The organism is Blastococcus sp. TF02A-26 (assembly GCF_003319125.1).
Taxonomy (GTDB): Bacteria; Actinomycetota; Actinomycetes; order Mycobacteriales; family Geodermatophilaceae; genus Trujillonella.
The window spans coordinates 59596-74852 of record NZ_QOHG01000006.1 but is presented as its reverse complement, the minus strand read 5'-3'; the positions used below and the strand labels follow the sequence as shown (position 1 = coordinate 74852).

The following is a 15257-nucleotide window of genomic DNA, read 5'->3' as shown; positions in this document are numbered from 1 at the left end:
TGGCGTAGCGGGGGTCAGCGGCTCCAGCCGGAGACGTGCGCCGGGACGGCGATCCCGGCGGACAGGTCGGGGGCGGGTTCCGGCGCCCCGGGCACGGTGCGCAGCGGCAGCACCCCCGCCCAGTGCGGCAGGTCCAGGTCCGCGTCGTCGTCGGACGGCGGACCGGTGCGCACCTTGACCGAGACCTCCTCCAGCGGCAGGACCAGCACGGTGGTCGCGGCCAGCTCCCGCTTGTCCGCCGGGCGGCTGCCGGCCGAGCGACCCGGCACCACGGCGTCCACCAGCGCGTCCAGGGCCGCTGTCTTCTCCGCCGGGTCGGTCACCACGGTCGCCGTCCCCAGGGCCACCACCGAGCGGTAGTTGACCGAGTGGTGGAACGCCGAGCGGGCCAGCACCAGCCCGTCGACGAGCGTGGCGGTGACGCACACGTCGAGGCCGCCGTCGGCCGCCATGCGCAGGCCGCGGGCCCCGGTCGAGCCGTGCAGGTACAGCCGCTCGCCGACGCGGGCGTGCAGCTGCGGCAGCACGACCGGCCGGCCGTCGACGACGAACCCCACGTGGCACACCACCGCCTCGTCGAGGACGGCGTGCACCGCGGCGCGGTCGTAGCCGACGCGTTCGCGGATGCGGGTGGGCACGGTGCGGGGGCCGGCGGGGTACGTCACGCCGTCCATCATCCGGGGTCGGTCGAGCGCGTTTCCCGTGGTCAGGTGGTCGAGCGGACGTGCGCGACCACGAGCTCCCCGGTGCGCTCGGCGGCGAGCTCCGGGATCCAGTGCGTCACGCCCTCCAGCACCTCGAGCCGGTAGGGGCCGGTCACGTACTGCCGGGTGGCCTCGGTGGCGGCGCGGCCGAGGAAGGCGTCCTCCGTGCTCCACACGTGCAACGTCGGCACCGACACCCGACCGACGCCGTCGCGGGCGCCGTACGGGAGCGCCCGGTACCAGTTGAGCGCCGCGGTGAGCGCGCCCGGCTCCTGCATCCGCTGGACGTAGTGGGCCACGGCCTCGCGCGGCAGCCCGCCGTTGCGGAGCATTTTCGCCAGCGCCGCCCCGTTCCCGGCGAGGACCAGGCGCTCGGGGACGACGGGCAGCTGGAACAGCGCCATGTAGTACGAGCGCAGCGCCTGGTCGCTGGTCACCATCGCCTTGGCCATCGCGGCGGGGTGGGGCACCGACAGGGCGGTGAGGCTGCGCAGCCGCTCGGGGTACCAGGCGCCGAGCGCCCAGCCGACGATGCCGCCCCAGTCGTGCCCGACCACGTGCGCGCTCTCCAGGCCGGCGGCGTCGAGCAGGGCGAGCACGTCCTGCGCGGTCTCGCGGAGGCGGTAGGCGCCCCGGCCGGTCGGGCGCGCGCCGGGGGAGTAGCCGCGCTGGTCCGGGGCGAGGGTCCGCAGACCCGCTCCGTGCAGCACCGGCGCCATCCGGTCGTAGGCGGTGCGGTCCTGCGGGAACCCGTGGAGCAGGACGACGGGCTCGCCGTCGGCCGGACCGGCGTCCCGGACGTCGAACTCCATGCCCTGGCGGCGGAAGCTGTCCATGCCCCGGACTCTGCCCGTTCGGGCGGCGCCCGGCATCCCCTCCCGTCGTCGGGGATCATGGGGACCGTGACTGTGGAGCTGATCGTGCTGGTCGACGAGGACGGGACCGCGATCGGCTCCATGCCCAAGCCGCTGGTGCACCACGGCGAGACGCCGCTGCACCGCGCCTTCTCCGCCTACCTCTTCGCCGAGGACGGCCGGCTGCTGGTGACCCGCCGGGCCGCGGACAAGCAGACCTTCCCGGGGATGTGGACCAACACCGTCTGCGGCCACCCCGGCCCCGACGAGGCCGACGCCGACGCCATCGCCCGGCGCGCGGCGTTCGAGCTCGGCCTCGGGGTGACCGACCTCCGCCCGGCGCTGCCCGGCTACCGCTACCGCGCCGAGTTCCTCGGGGTGGTGGAGAACGAGGTGTGCCCGGTCTACCTCGGCCGGTTCACCGGCACCCCGGCGCCGGACCCCACCGAGGTCGGGGACTGGGAACTGCTCGAGTGGTCGGCGTTCCGCCGTCGGCAGGAGACCGAGGGCGACGCGTGGTCACCCTGGTGCCGCGAGCAGGCCCGGCTGATCGAGGAGGCCGGGCTCGCCCCGACCACCTGATCCCTCTCGCACCGGGCGAAGTGGCGCTTCTGCTCGGTGCGGAATGGCGCTTCCGCACCGGGCGAAGTGGCGCTTCTGCTCGGTGTGGAATGGCGCTTCTGCACGGCGGGCCGGGCTGCGGTAGCCGGGGGACGACGGCGCGTGGCGGGCGCGCGGACGCCGGGGTGTCGCTGACCGGTCCGCGCACCCGCCCGCTCCTAGCGTCCGCCGCGTGGACCGCCGACGACTCCTCCTCCTGACGGCCGCCGGGGTGCTGGGCGCCACGGTCGGCCGGGGTACCGCCGGCCTCGTCGAGGAGCCGGCGACCCGGCACCGCGGACTGCTCCAGCCGGCCGCGGCCACACCGGTGCAGCCGCCGGGGACGATGCCCCCGCCGGTCGGGGTCGTCGACCAGTTGCCGGGCGCCGCCGACCGGATCGCCCTGACCATCGACGACGGCGTCAGCTCCGAGGTCGTGGAGGCGTTCACCACCCTGGCCACCGAGACGGGGCTGCGGCTGACCCTCTTCCCCAACGGCTGCTACCGGTCCTGGACCGACAACGCCCGGGCGCTGCGGCCGCTGGTCGAGTCCGGCCAGGTGGCGATGGGCAACCACACGTTCTCCCACCCGGACCTGTGCACGATCGACGACGCGGCGGTGGCCGAGGACATCAGCGCCAACCGCCGCTTCCTGGCCGACACCTTCGGCGCGGGGGAGACCCCGTTCTTCCGGCCGCCCTACGGCAGCCACGACGCGCGGGTGGACCGGATCGCCGCCGACTGCGGGCACCCGACCGTCGTCATGTGGAACGGCACGCTCGGCGACGACCGGCTGCTCACGCCCGACCAGCTGATGGCCTCTGCGCGGCGGTGGTTCGCCGGCCGGTCGATCACCATCGGCCACGCCAACCACCCGACGGTGACGACCGTCTTCGACCAGCTGCTGGCCCTGCTGGCGGAGCGCGCGCTCGAGTCGGTCACCCTCGCCGACGTGTGGGCCGCCCCGCGCTGAGCAGAACCGCCCTTCTGCACGGTGCAGAACCGCCCTTCTGCCCGGGGGAGGGCTCCGACCTGCGGGCCGGCCCGTCATCGGAGAGGCTGGCGGAGGAGCCGTGATCATCGCGGCCCGGCGAACAGGAGGCGTGGATGGCCGGCAGTGGGTCGTTGGACGGGCGGGTGGCGCTGGTCACCGGAGGAGCCAGCGGGCTGGGCCGGGCGACCTGCCTCGCGCTGGCCGAGGCCGGTGCGCACGTCGCGATCGCCGACATCGACGCCGCCGGCAGCGAGCGGACGGCGGAGCTGGTCGGGGAGGCGGGCGGCAAGGCCGACGTCGTGGCGCTCGACGTCACCGACGACGCCAGCCGCCGGGCCGTGGTCGGGCAGCTGTTCGAGCAGCACGGCGACGCCTTCGACATCCTGGCCAACGTCGCCGGCATCGACCGCCCCGGCTACGTCACCGACATCGACCTCGCCGACTACCAGCGGGTGCAGGCGGTCAACTGCGAGGGGCCGATCTTCCTCACCAGCGAGTTCATGAAGCGGGTGCAGCACCTGCCCGAGGGCCGCACCGCCGACGTCGTCCACGTGGTCAGCCTGTCGGCGATCACCTCCGGCAGCGGCGCGATCGCCTACAACGGCTCCAAGGCCGGTTTCCTCAATGCCACCCGGTGCATCCAGCGCGAGCTCCGGGAGAAGGCCACGCGGGCCGACGACGGCACCGAGCGGCCGTTCCCCTGCCGGGTGCAGGCCGTCATCCCGGCGGCGATGGACACCCCGATGATGGAGCAGTGGGGGATCCCGTCCCACCTCATGATGCCGCCGGCCGCGGTCGCCGAGATGGTCCGCTACCTGGTCACCCTGCACCCGGCGGCGTTCGTGCCGGAGATGCAGATCGTGCCCCGCCTGGAACCGAACTTCCCCCGCTGAGGAGCGCCGAGATGACCGAGCCCGACCTCCCCGACACCGGCATGGCCAGCGGGTCCGACGCCGGCGCGCCCGGCGAGCGCCTCGGCCGCGGCGACCTGCGGCCCGACGAGCAGCGGCTGCTCGAGGAACTGCAGCGCGACGCGACCGGGGACCGCCCGGACAACGAGGCCGAGGTCCGGGCCGCTCAGGACGAGGTGCCGCTGCCCGCCGAGGGCGGCGCGCAGGACGACGGGCTGGAGGCGGACTTCACCGCTCCCGGGGCGGGCTGACCGGCTCCAGCCGGACGACGACGAGGGCGACGTCGTCCTCGGTGCCGTCGGGGGCCAGCCGGGCGAGGACGCCGTCGCAGACGTCCTCGACCCCGGCGGTGCGCAGCTCCGCCAGCGCCGCGCCCAGCCGCTCGACGCCGGTGTCGAAGAGCTGGTCGCGGCGCTCCACCAGGCCGTCGGTGTAGAGCACGAGCGTCGACCCCGCCTCGAGCACCGCCTCGGACTCGGCGCGGCCGGTCCCGGGGGAGACGCCCAGCAGCAGGTCGGGGCGGCCGCCGTCGAGGGTGCGCACGACCCCGTCGGGGCCGGCCACGACCGGCGGGAGGTGGCCGGCGCTGGACCAGCGCAGGGTGACCGCCCCGCCGTCCGCCGGGGTCAGCCGGGCGACCAGCACGGTGGCCAGCGCGCCCAGCCCCAGCCCCTCGATCGCGGCGTCGAGCCGGCTCAGCACGCGGGCCGGCCCCTCCGCGCTGTCGTAGGCGATGCCGCGCAGCAGACCGCGCAGCTGACCCATGTCCGCCGCGGCCGCGGTGTCGTGGCCGACGACGTCGCCGATGACCAGGACCGTGGAGCCGTCGGGCTGGGTGAACACGTCGTACCAGTCGCCGCCCACCTGGGTCTCGCGGGCGGCGGGGACGTAGCGGACCGCCACCTGCTGGCCCGGACGGCGTGGCGGTTCGGTGAGCAGGCTGCGCTGCAGGGTCTCCGCGGCCCGGATGATGCTGCGCTGCCGCGAGTACAGCGCCTCGAGCAGGTGGGTCCGCAGCTCGCCGATCTCGGCGACCTGCGGCGGCGTCCAGGCGTCGGACCGGTCGCGGACGGTCTCCCGCCAGCGCTCGAAGGACTTCCGCGGACTGAGCCGCACCTCGTCGCCCTCGAGCTCGGCGATGGCCTTGTTGTGCGGGTCGCCGCCCCAGTCGATGTGCTGGACGGTCTCGCCGCGGTGCCACAGCAGGTGCTGCCCCTCCGGCAGCGGCACGACGAGCACCCCCGCGACGCCGTCCGGCGCGCCGAGCTCCGGCGCCACGGTGGACAGCGCATCTGTGGCGACCACGTCCTCGCCGCGGTCCTCCGCCCACGCCACGATGCGCTCCACGAAACCGTCGGGCAGCGGTGTCCCGCGCGAGGAGGAGGTGCCTTGCAGGCACACCGTCACGCCGTCGGCGGGCAGGAGGTCCAGCAGGCTCGGTGACCCGAGGAGGGTGTCGGTCAGCTCGCGGTCCTCGTCGAGCGCGGCCGCGGTGAGCCAGGCGAGGGTGGAGCGCACCTGCAGCGCCCGGTGCACCTCCTCCTCGGAGGCCCGGTCGACCAGGCGCAGCGACAGGGTGGAGCCGAGGAACTCCGCCGCCGCGCGCGTGGCGAAGGGCGGGGCGTGCGGGCCGGCGTAGTGGTGGCAGGCGATGAGCCCCCACAGCTTGTCGTCGCGGAGCAGCGAGATCGACATCGAGGCGCGTACGCCCATGTTCTTGAGGTACTCGACGTGGATCGGGGAGACGCTGCGCAGGGTGGAGTACGTCAGGTCCAGCGGCTCACCGGTCGCCGGGTGGGCGGCCGGCTCCAGCGGCGCCGGCACGTAGTCGACGTCGGAGATGAGCCGGATCCAGTTCTTCTCGTACAGGGCCCGGGCCTGCGCCGGGATGTCCGAGGCCGGGTAGTGCAGGCCCAGGAAGGAGTTCAGCTCCGGGGTCTTGGCCTCGGCCACGACCTCGCCGTTGTAGTCGGCGTCGTAGCGGTAGACCATCACGCGGTCGAAACCGGTCAGCGCCCGCACGGCCTGGGCCGTGATGTCGTACAGCTCCTGCAGGCTCGACGCGCGGTTGAGCTCGCCGACCGTGCCACGGACGGCCTGGTAGGTGTTCGGGAAGGAGAAGGGCCGCGGCCCGCGGGCCGGCTCGAGCTCGACGACCAGCGTGGTGGCCGCCGGCAGGTCGGGCGTGGCGTCGCCGGACCCGCGCAGCGCGACGCGGTGCAGGATCGCGTCCACCGGCACCGGGTCGCCGCCGACGTCGAGGGTCAGCTCCACGGGGTTGCGGTCCCGCAGGTCGCCGAAGGCGCTGACCGAGCGGGCCACGGCGCCGGCCGCGGGCACGCCGATCACCTCGGCCAGCGGGCGGCCCAGCGCGTCGGACCAGGCGACCCCGATGAGGTCGGCGAGGTTGCGCGACGCCTGCTGGACCACCTGCCCGGGCTCGTCGACGGTCAGCAGGACGCCGCGCGGCTGGATGCTGCCCGGGACGTGGATGGGCTCGCGGGCGCAGTTGTCCAGGTCGATGGGGGTGCCGGGCGGGAGCAGGTCGACGTCCACGCCGACGTCGCTCACGCCCGCACCTCCGCGCGCGCGGGCCGGCACCAGTCGGCGAGGACCGTGAACGTCGTCCGCGCGGCCTCGACCACCGCGTCGGCGTCCCCGCCGGTCGCGACGTGGGCACGGGCGGCCCGGCGGAAGGCGTGCCACATCGGGCCGGTCTCGGGGCCGTAGGGGCTGAACGCCCGCAGCCGGACGCCGCCGGAGAGCTCCGGGAGGGTCGCCAGGTGCCGGTCGATGAAGGTGCCGCCGAGGGTGGAGCCCTCGAGCACGTACATCCGGCCCAGGGCCTCGTCGGTGCCGGCGACGGGGGGCAGCCCGGGCCGGGCCGGCTCGGCGGCGGGGGAGCCGAGCGTCCTGCGGTCGGCGGCGAACAGTGCCGCGCGACGGCGGTCGGCCCACTGCAGCTCCGCGGCGGCGCGGGGCTCGCGGTCGGCCCACCCGTCGAGGCCCTCCTCGGCGGCGAGCCAGAACCCGTGCATCAGCTCCAGGACCGTGGCCAGCCGCTCCCGGGTCAGCCGCGGGTCCATGAGGCCGAGCGTCTCCTCGACGCGCTCGTGCTCGGCCGCGGTCGCCGACCGCAGCCGCCTGAGGACGTCGGCGTCGCCCCGGGTCTCCTGAGGCAACGCCTCTCCTCCTCCAGACATGCTCCCCCGAGAGTAGGTCAACGGGACCGACCGATCTCGCTCACCGGCGTGGCGGCCCGGCCGCGGCGCCACCCCGCGTCGGGGTCGCGGCACCCGCCGGTCATGCTGCTCCGGGGCGACGGTGCCCGAGCGGGGGGACGTGGGATGGACGGCGGGTCGGCGGTGCGGACGTCGCTGCTGCGGCAGCCGGCCATGCAGGCGTTGCTGGCCGTCACCGCCCTGGGGTTCGCGAGCTACTGCCTGACCCTGGCGTCCCTGCCGACCTACGCGGTCGAGGGCGGGGCGGCGGAGGCCACCGCGGGCGTGGTCACCGCGGTGTTCCTGTGCGTGACCGTCGCCGCTCAGGCGGTCGTCCCGGTCCTGACCACCCGCTACGGCAGCGGACCGGTGCTGGCCGTGGGACTGCTCGCCCTGGGCCTGCCCTCGCCGCTGTACGCGCTGGGGGACGGGCTGGTCTGGCTGTCGGCGCTCTCGGCGGTGCGCGGCATCGGGTTCGGGATCATCACGGTCCTCGGCGCGCTGCTGGCCGCGGCGGTGGCCCCGGTGGAACGTCGCGGCGAGTCGATCGGTCTGTACGGCCTGGCCATCGCCGTGCCCAACCTGGTCGCCGTCCCCGCCGGCGTCGCCCTGGTCCTGGCCGGCCACGCCACCTGGCTGGCCTGGCTGGCCGCCTCACCGCTGCTGGGGCTGTTCTTCCTGCCCGCGCTGCTGCGCACCACGGCACCCGTGGCGCCGTCGCCGGGCGGTGGGGCCGGCCGGCGGGCGGTCGTGGCCTCGCTGCCGCCGTCGGTCGTGCTGCTGCTGGTCACCCTGGCCGGCGGCGGGGTGGTCACCTTCCTGCCGATCGAGCGGCCCGACGGCGCGATCGCGACCGTGGCGCTGCTGCTGCTCGGCGTCACCACGGCGCTGGCCCGCTGGCGGGTCGGGGTGCTCGCCGACCGGGTCGGCACGCGGCTGCTGCTGCCGGCCGGGCTGGCCGTCGGCGCCGCGGGCATGGCGTTGCTCGGCGCGGGGCTGAGCTGGGGCGACGCCTGGCTGCTGGGCGCCGCGGCGCTGTTCGGGGTCTGCTACGGATCGGTGCAGAACCTGTCCCTGCTGACCGCGTTCGCCCGGGCCGGGGAAGGCGGTGCGACGGCCGCCAGCGCGATGTGGAACGCCTCGTTCGACATCGGCACCGCCGTCGGCGCGCTGGCGCTGGGGTGGGTGGCCGGCGGGCTCGGGCTGTCGTGGACCTACGTGCTGGTCGCCGGACTGCTGGCCGTCAGCCTGCCGCTGGCCGTGCAGGCGGCGCGCCCGCTGGACTAGCCGGCGAGCCGGTCGGCGGCCTCGCGCAGCCGTCGCACCAGCTGCACCTCCTCGGCCGCCCGGAGCAGCCAGATCCGCAGCCCCGCCACGTCGGTCCGGGAGCGGTCGCGGAGGCTGCCGAGGTGCACCTGCCGGGTGGCGGCCTGAGCCCGCTGCGCCGGGGGCAGCCGGCGGCCCTCGGCACGGGCGATCGCGGTGAGGCCGGCCCCGAGGAAGGCGAGGTCGCGGACCTCGGTCAGCCCGGCGAGGAAGGCCTCGGCGGCCGACGCGTCCTCGGCCAGGTGGCGGAGGAGCTCGTCGGCCCGGTCGCGGCCGGCGGTGAGGTCATCGGGAGCGGTCACCCGCCCACTGTCCCACCGCCGGCCGGCCCTCAGGCGTCCCGCCGCCGGAAGGCCATCGCGGCCACCGCCAGCAGCACCGCCACCTCGGCGGCGAACAGGGCGAAGCCGGCCCAGGGCTCGAGCAGCGACGGGTTGAAGTGCACCGGGGTGGCCACCACCGAGCCGGCGTTGCCGGGCAGCACCTTGGCGATCCACTCGCCCCACGCGCCGGGGAGCACGAAGGCCATGTTGCCGACGACGAACACCAGGCCGAGCACGGTCGACAGCGCCGCGGCCGTGTGCCGGATGAGCAGCCCGGCCGCCATCGACAGCAGGCCCAGCCCGGCCAGGTAGAGCCCGCTGCCGAACAGGGCGCGGAGCACGCCCTCGTCGTCCAGGGACAGCCCGATGCCCTCGGCGGAGAGGAACGCGTTGCCGCCGAGGTAGCCGACGAAGGCGGTCACCGTCCCGGCGACCAGGAGCGTGCCGGTGAGGACGACGGCCTTGGCGGCCAGCACCGCCCCGCGCCGGGGGACCGCGGCCAGCGTCGCCCGGATCATCCCGGTGCCGTACTCGGCGGTCGCCACGAGCGTGCCGAGGACGACGGCGGTGACCTGGGCGATCATCAGCCCCCAGGTGACGAACGAGGCCGGCGACTCGTCGGCCTCGGAGCTCGCCAGCCACTCCGCGCTGCTCGCGCAGACCAGGACGGTCAGCCCGGCTCCGAGCACGAACAGCATCGCCACCGACCAGGTGGTGGAGCGCACCGACCAGAACTTGATCCACTCGGCCCGCAGGACGGCTCCGAACCCCGGCGAGCGGGCAGGGGCGACGGCGCGGGTCGCCACGGCGGCGGTCATCGCGCGGCCCCCGCGGGTGCCGCGCCGTACTCGACGCTGTCGGCGGTCAGGGTCATGAAGGCGTCCTCCAGTGACGACTGCACCAGCGTGAGCTCGTGCAGGATCAGTCCGTGCGCGCCGGCGAGGTCGCCGACGCCGGCGGCGTCGAGGCCGCGGACGCGCAGCTCACCGCTGTCGCCGTCCACGGTGACGTCGGGGCCGGAGCGCCGCAGCAGCGCGGCCAGCTCGGCGGCCCGCGGGCTGCGGACCCGCACGTGCGAGGCCGCGTGCCGGGCGAGGAACTCCGACGTCGGGCAGTCGGCCAGCACCCGGCCACGGCCGATGACGACGAGGTGGTCGGCGGTGAGCGCCATCTCCGCCATCAGGTGACTGGAGACGAACACGGTGCGCCCCTCGGCGGCCAGCTGCCGGGCGAGGGTGCGCACCCAGCGGATGCCCTCGGGGTCCAGGCCGTTGACCGGCTCGTCGAGGACGACGACGCCGGGATCGCCGAGCAGGGCGACGGCGATGCCCAGCCGCTGCCCCATGCCGAGGGAGAACCGGCCCACCCGCTGGTCGGCCACGCCCTCCAGCCCGACCAGGCCGAGGACGGCGTCCACCCGGGAGGCCGGGAGGGCGTTGCTCGCGGCCAGCCAGCGCAGGTGGGTGCGGGCGGTCCGGCCCGGGTGGACGGCGCGTGCCTCGAGCAGGGCGCCCACCTCGCGCAGCGGGGCGGGAGAGTCGGCGTAGCGACGGCCGTTCACGGTGACGCTGCCGCTGGTGGGCCGGTCCGGGCCGAGCACCATCCGCATGGTCGTGGACTTCCCGGCGCCGTTGGGGCCGAGGAAGCCGGTGACGTGGCCGGGCTCGACGGTGAAGGAGATCCCGTCGACCGCGGTCCGCGTGCCGTAGGTCTTGGTCAGCTCGCGCGCGACGATCACGGCGTCGCCGTCCGCGGCAGGAGTGGTGGGGTCATGCCGTCGAGGCTGGCGGGCACGGCCTCCCCGGTACATCCGGGAGCGCCCTGACCCGACCCCCATCCGTCCCCCAGGGCGCCTGCCCCCGCGCTCAGGGCACCGGCACCTCCACGTCGGGTCTGACCCCGGCGGAGTCGGCGACGCCGCGGGCCAGCAGCGCGCTGCCGCCGGCGGAGCTGCCCGCCGCCCCTCGGTCGCTGCCCTCGACGAGGTAGCTGTTGTCGCCGAGGAAGGTCCAGGTGGTCGGGTCGATCACCCACTCGTAGCGGGTCGCGACGGCCGGGGCGGTCAGGGAGAGACCGAGACCGTGCCGTCCCGCGGCGTCGACGGCGTCCTCCACCACGACCACGCCGGGGATCTCGGCGACCGCCCGGTAGAGCGCGGCCACGGTGCCCGGCGGGGACATGCCCGTGTGCAGCCAGTCGCCGGCCGCGACGAACGCCCCCAGATCGGTGTCCTCGTAGCCCCAGCGTCCGGCCTCGGCGCGCAGGGCCTCGAGCAGGGTGGCGGGGTCCAGGGGCAGCTGCGCCATGCGGGCGTAGGTGGTCGTCGGCTCCCCTCCGGAGGGCTGCTCCTCGCTGATCGCGTTCACCAGCCGGTAGCCGACGCCGTCCTCGACGATCCACCCGTCGACGGGGCCCTGCGGCAGCCAGGCCTCCCGGTCGACCGGGTCCCCGAGCTCGACCGGCCCCTCGTACCGCCCCGCGTTCTGCACCACGACGCTGCGCATGTACCAGAACTGGTCGGCCCGGGGGACGAGTGGCGGCTGCGCGTCCGCGCCCGTCGCGGCGCGGTCCAGCACGACGGTCGCCTCGAGGCCGGACAGCCGGAGCGCGCCGCCGTCGGCCTCGGGGGCAGGACCTCCGCCGCGGGGATCGCTCGCGTCCACCGTCAGGGAGGCGACCAGAGCCGCGGCGGCCACGACCGGGACGGCGAGCAGGAGCCGCAGCCGGGGTCGGCGCCGCCGCGCGGCGGTCCGCACGGGGGCACCGGAGAGCAGGTGCGCCAGTTCCCGCGCGGCGCGGGCGTCGAGCGGGCCGTCCGGGTAGCTGCCGGCGCCGGCCGGGAACGGGTCCCGGTCGCGCAGCAGGGCCAGTTCGTCGCGTTCTCCGACCGGGTTCACGGGGTTCCTCTCAGCGAAGCGGTGGTGGGCGAGGCGGCCAGCCGCTCGCGCAGCCGGGTGCGGGCGCGGCTCAGTCGCATCGCGGCCGCCGACCGCGAACAGCGCAGCGCCAGCGCCAGCTCGTCGGTGGTGAGCTGCTCCCAGGCGGCCAGGCGCAGGACCTCCCGGTCGGCGTCGGAGAGCTGTGCCATGGCGCGGTCGACCGCGTCGGGCAGCTCCGGCGGCTGCTCGGGCCCGGCGGGTTCCCGGGCCAGGCGTTCGGCCAGGCGGGTGGACCGGGCGCGGCGGCGCCGCTCGTTGGCCAGCACGTTGGCGGCGACGCCGTACAGCCACGGCAGCACCTCGGGGGGCACGGCCGACCGGCGGCGCCACGCGGTCGCGAAGACCTCGGCCACGACGTCGCGCACGTCCTCGGGCTGGTCGGTCAGCCGCCGGGCCACGTAGCGGGTGACCGCCCAGTAGTGCGCCCGGTACCAGCCCTCGACCTCGTGCTCGGGGGTCACGTCCGGGATCTCTCGGGGTTCACGCAGGTCTTCTGTCCGGCACGGGCCGGATGTTCACAGGTCCCGCGGATCAGGCGGCGGCGCGGCGGGGGAGGAGCCGGCGGGCCAGGTCGACGGCGGCCGCGCGGCCACCCCGGTTGGCGCCGATCGTGCTGGCGGTCGGGCCGTAGCCGACGAGGTGCAGCAGGGGCTCCCCGATGACCTGCGTGCCCTCGACGGGGATCGCGCCCCCGGACGCGCGCAGGCGCAGCGGGGCCAGGTGGGCGACGGCGGCGCGGAAGCCGGTCGCCCAGAGGATCGCGTCGGCGCGGACGCTGCGGCCGTCGTCCCAGGCCACGCCGTCGGGGGTGATCCGGTCGAACACCGGCAGCCGCTCCAGGACACCGCGCTCCCGGGCCTCGCGGATCCAGGGCGTGACGACGAGGCCGGTGGCGCCGACGACGCTGCCGGGGGAGCGGCCCTCGCGGACCGCCGCCGCCACCCGCGCCACCGCCTCACGGCCCGCCTCCTCGGCGAAGGGCTCCTCCCGCCAGCGCGGCGGCCGGCGGGTGACCCAGGTGGTGTCGGCGACCTCGCTGATCTCCCCGAGCAGCTGGACGGCCGACGCCCCGCCCCCGACCACGACCACCGACTGCCCGGCGAACTCCCGCGCCGAGCGGTAGTCGACGGTGTGCAGCTGCCGGCCGCGGAACGTCTCCTGACCGGGGTAGCGCGGCACGAACGGGCGGGTCCAGGTGCCGGTCGCGTTGACGACGGCCCGGGCCGACCAGTCGCCGTCGGAGGTCTCGACGAGGAAGCCGGCGCCGTTCCGGCGGACGGCGGTCACCCGCACCGGGCGGTGCACCGGCAGGTCGAAGCGGCGCTCGTACTCGGCGAAGTACGCCGGCACCGCCTCGGCCGCCGGCTGCTCGCCCTCGCCGGGGAAGTGCAGGCCGGGCAGGTCGTGCACCCGGTGGGTGGTGCCGACGGTCAGGGACGGCCACCGGTGCCGCCACGCGCCGCCCGGGCCGTCGTCACCGTCCAGCACGACGAACCCGGTCTCCCGGTCGAAGCCCAGCCGGGCCAGGTGGAAGCCGGTGCTCAGGCCGCCCTGGCCGGCGCCGATCACGACGACGTCGACCTCCCGGGATGCGCTCACGGCTGGTCAACGCCCTGGCGGCCACGGGGCTTCCGCTTCTTGCGGGGACCTTGCGGTCGCCGGGCGGGACCCCTGCGGTTCGGCGCCCAGAGTCTGTCCTGTCGCCGGGAGCACCCGCGACGAGGACGACGAAGGAGAACCGCAGTGACCAGCCAGACCGCTCCGACCGCCCGCCGGCGCCGGACTCGTGCCCGCGTCGCGGCCTCGGTCGCCGTCCTGGGTGTCACCGGCGCCGTCGCCGGCCTCGCGACCTACGGCACCTTCACCGACAGCACGAGCCCGGTGGTCACCACGACCGGGACCGGCGTGCTGTCGATCGACCTGGGCACGGCGGCCGGCGCCGCCACGATCGAGCTCTTCCCGAACGGCGGCTTCCTGGCCGGCGACTCGGAGAGCAGCCCGGTCGACCTGGTCAACGACGGCACGACCGCGCTCTCGGCGGTGTCGCTCGCCTCGCGGGCCACCACCTCCAGCGCGCTGGACACCGACCCGGTGAACGGGCTGCAGCTGACCGTCCGCGACTGCTCGGTGGACTGGGCGAAGGTGGACGGCGCGTGGAGCTGCTCGGGCGCCGCCGCGACGCTCTACTCCGGCCGGATCCTGCTCGACTCGGCGCTGCCCGGGGTCGACAGCCTGGCGCCCGGCGGGGTGGACCACCTGCTGCTGACGGCCTCGCTGCCGTCGACGGCGACCGCCGGTGGGGCGGCCAGCGCCCTGGACTTCACCTTCACCGCGGTCCAGCGGGACGGCGCCGCGCGATAGAGCCAGCACCTCGCGGATCCGGTTCGGCCGGCGTCTCCGACGCACGGGGGGACGGAGCCGCCGACCGGGGGGACCCGGGTCCGCGGGGAGCAGGGACACGACCGGGATCTGCGATGCACGGGGGGACGCAGCGTCCGGTCGAGGGGGAACGCGAGGGGCCGGTGCGGTACGCCGCACCGGCCCCTCCGCGCGTTCAGACCCGGGCCAGCTCGTCGATCAGGCGCGCGACGGTCGCCGGGTCCTCGAGCACGAGGTGGTGGTGGAGGCCGGGTACCCGGGCGGTGCGGACGCCGGGCAGCATCCCGGCCACCGCGGCGGCCTTGACGTCGTCCACCACCAGGCTCGCGCCGCCGGAGACGTACGCGACCGGGACCGACAGGGTCCGCGCCGCGGCCATGACCTCGTCGTCGTACAGCGTGGGGAACTGCTGGCCGCCGTGCTTCCAGGTCCAGCCGCCCTCGACCGCGTGCACCGAGTACGCGGCGACCGGGGCGAGCAGCTCGGCCGGCGGCTCCGGCTGCGGCGGCGCGACGCGGAACGCCGCGACGGCGGCCTCGCGGGTCGGGTACACCTTCGACGGCCGGGGCGGCGGCAGCGTGCGGCCGCGCAGGGTGTCCGGCAGCAGGATCCCGCAGTCGAGCAGCACCAGGCCGGCGACGCGGTCGGGGTGCAGCCCGGCGGCGAGCAGCGCGACCCGGCCGCCGAGGCTGTGTCCGACGACCACCGGGCGTTCGGCGCCGGCGGCCTCGGCGACCGCCACGACCTCGCGGGCCCACTGCGGCCCGGAGTACTCCGGGCGGTGGCCGCTGTCCCCGTGCCCGCTGAGGTCGAGGGTCACCACCCGCCAGCGGTCGGCCAGCAGCGGGACGACGGCGTGCCACCACACGTGGTGGGCGCCGTGGCCGTGGACGAGGACCAGGCTCCCGGGGCCGGTGCCGGTCACGCCGTACCGGATCGGCACGCCGTCGACGACGACCTCGGACGGCAGCGTGGGCTCGGCATCGGGCACGGCTGGCATCGTGCA

17 protein-coding genes are annotated in these 15257 nt (G+C 76.0%); 6 read left to right on the top strand and 11 right to left on the bottom strand.

Annotation, left to right across the window (positions count from 1 at the left end; all coding sequences use genetic code 11):
- Positions 1-14: 14 nt before the first annotated feature.
- Positions 15-665 carry a pyridoxamine 5'-phosphate oxidase family protein gene (locus tag DQ240_RS08485; protein WP_233498595.1) on the bottom strand — a complete coding sequence of 217 codons (651 nt, stop codon included), beginning with the start codon at positions 663-665 and terminating at the stop codon, positions 15-17.
- 41 nt (positions 666-706) lie between these two features.
- Entirely contained in the window at positions 707-1540 is an 834-nt protein-coding gene (locus DQ240_RS08480) for an alpha/beta fold hydrolase (RefSeq protein WP_113839199.1), read from the bottom strand.
- 57 nt (positions 1541-1597) lie between these two features.
- Between DQ240_RS08480 and idi the strand changes: the two genes are divergently transcribed.
- The 4 genes from idi to DQ240_RS08460 all read left to right on the top strand — a co-directional run bounded on the left by idi (position 1598) and on the right by DQ240_RS08460 (position 4314).
- The gene (gene idi, locus DQ240_RS08475; RefSeq protein ID WP_113839198.1) at positions 1598-2140 is read left to right on the top strand and encodes an isopentenyl-diphosphate Delta-isomerase; all 543 of its coding nucleotides are present in this window, start codon (positions 1598-1600) and stop codon (positions 2138-2140) included.
- 211 nt (positions 2141-2351) lie between these two features.
- On the top strand, positions 2352-3131 hold the full coding sequence (locus DQ240_RS08470) for a polysaccharide deacetylase family protein (RefSeq protein WP_199589179.1): 780 nt from the start codon (positions 2352-2354) through the stop codon (positions 3129-3131).
- Between the two features lie 134 nt (positions 3132-3265).
- Entirely contained in the window at positions 3266-4045 is a 780-nt protein-coding gene (locus DQ240_RS08465; protein WP_113839197.1) for an SDR family NAD(P)-dependent oxidoreductase, read from the top strand.
- A gap of 11 nt (positions 4046-4056) precedes the next feature.
- Positions 4057-4314 (top strand): hypothetical protein, encoded by a 258-nt coding sequence (locus DQ240_RS08460; RefSeq protein WP_113839196.1) that lies wholly within the window; start codon positions 4057-4059, stop codon positions 4312-4314.
- Here the strand turns inward: DQ240_RS08460 and DQ240_RS08455 are convergent.
- Together DQ240_RS08455 and DQ240_RS08450 are read right to left on the bottom strand one after the other, a co-directional pair.
- The gene (locus tag DQ240_RS08455; protein WP_113839352.1) at positions 4292-6634 is read right to left on the bottom strand and encodes a SpoIIE family protein phosphatase; all 2343 of its coding nucleotides are present in this window, start codon (positions 6632-6634) and stop codon (positions 4292-4294) included. The genes DQ240_RS08460 and DQ240_RS08455 overlap by 23 nt on opposite strands.
- Entirely contained in the window at positions 6631-7245 is a 615-nt protein-coding gene (locus DQ240_RS08450; RefSeq protein ID WP_147261962.1) for a biliverdin-producing heme oxygenase, read from the bottom strand. Before DQ240_RS08450 ends, DQ240_RS08455 begins: the two co-directional genes overlap by 4 nt.
- A gap of 165 nt (positions 7246-7410) precedes the next feature.
- Between DQ240_RS08450 and DQ240_RS08445 the strand changes: the two genes are divergently transcribed.
- On the top strand, positions 7411-8571 hold the full coding sequence (locus tag DQ240_RS08445) for an MFS transporter (RefSeq protein ID WP_113839194.1): 1161 nt from the start codon (positions 7411-7413) through the stop codon (positions 8569-8571).
- Here the strand turns inward: DQ240_RS08445 and DQ240_RS08440 are convergent.
- The 6 genes from DQ240_RS08440 to DQ240_RS08415 all read right to left on the bottom strand — a co-directional run bounded on the left by DQ240_RS08440 (position 8568) and on the right by DQ240_RS08415 (position 13471).
- Positions 8568-8912 carry a hypothetical protein gene (locus DQ240_RS08440; RefSeq protein ID WP_113839193.1) on the bottom strand — a complete coding sequence of 115 codons (345 nt, stop codon included), beginning with the start codon at positions 8910-8912 and terminating at the stop codon, positions 8568-8570. The two genes, DQ240_RS08445 and DQ240_RS08440, sit on opposite strands and share 4 nt — an antisense overlap.
- Before the next feature lie 29 nt (positions 8913-8941).
- A complete protein-coding gene (locus DQ240_RS08435; RefSeq protein WP_113839192.1) occupies positions 8942-9751 on the bottom strand; it encodes an ABC transporter permease in 810 nt (269 codons plus the stop codon).
- A complete protein-coding gene (locus DQ240_RS08430; protein ID WP_113839191.1) occupies positions 9748-10671 on the bottom strand; it encodes an ABC transporter ATP-binding protein in 924 nt (307 codons plus the stop codon). Before DQ240_RS08430 ends, DQ240_RS08435 begins: the two co-directional genes overlap by 4 nt.
- 127 nt (positions 10672-10798) lie before the next feature.
- Complete coding sequence (locus DQ240_RS08425) at positions 10799-11830, bottom strand: CU044_5270 family protein (RefSeq protein ID WP_113839190.1); 1032 nt, start codon at positions 11828-11830, stop codon at positions 10799-10801.
- Positions 11827-12333 (bottom strand): RNA polymerase sigma factor, encoded by a 507-nt coding sequence (locus DQ240_RS08420; protein ID WP_113839189.1) that lies wholly within the window; start codon positions 12331-12333, stop codon positions 11827-11829. The genes DQ240_RS08425 and DQ240_RS08420 overlap by 4 nt, the downstream gene beginning before the upstream one ends.
- 70 nt (positions 12334-12403) lie before the next feature.
- Complete coding sequence (locus DQ240_RS08415) at positions 12404-13471, bottom strand: NAD(P)-binding domain-containing protein (RefSeq protein ID WP_113839188.1); 1068 nt, start codon at positions 13469-13471, stop codon at positions 12404-12406.
- Positions 13472-13615: 144 nt separating this feature from the next.
- Here DQ240_RS08415 and DQ240_RS08410 point away from each other — a divergent pair, with 144 nt between their 5' ends.
- Positions 13616-14233 carry a hypothetical protein gene (locus tag DQ240_RS08410; RefSeq protein WP_113839187.1) on the top strand — a complete coding sequence of 206 codons (618 nt, stop codon included), beginning with the start codon at positions 13616-13618 and terminating at the stop codon, positions 14231-14233.
- Between the two features lie 193 nt (positions 14234-14426).
- Here the strand turns inward: DQ240_RS08410 and DQ240_RS08405 are convergent, their stop codons facing one another.
- Positions 14427-15242 (bottom strand): alpha/beta fold hydrolase, encoded by an 816-nt coding sequence (locus tag DQ240_RS08405; RefSeq protein WP_158548600.1) that lies wholly within the window; start codon positions 15240-15242, stop codon positions 14427-14429.
- Positions 15243-15257: the final 15 nt, after the last annotated feature.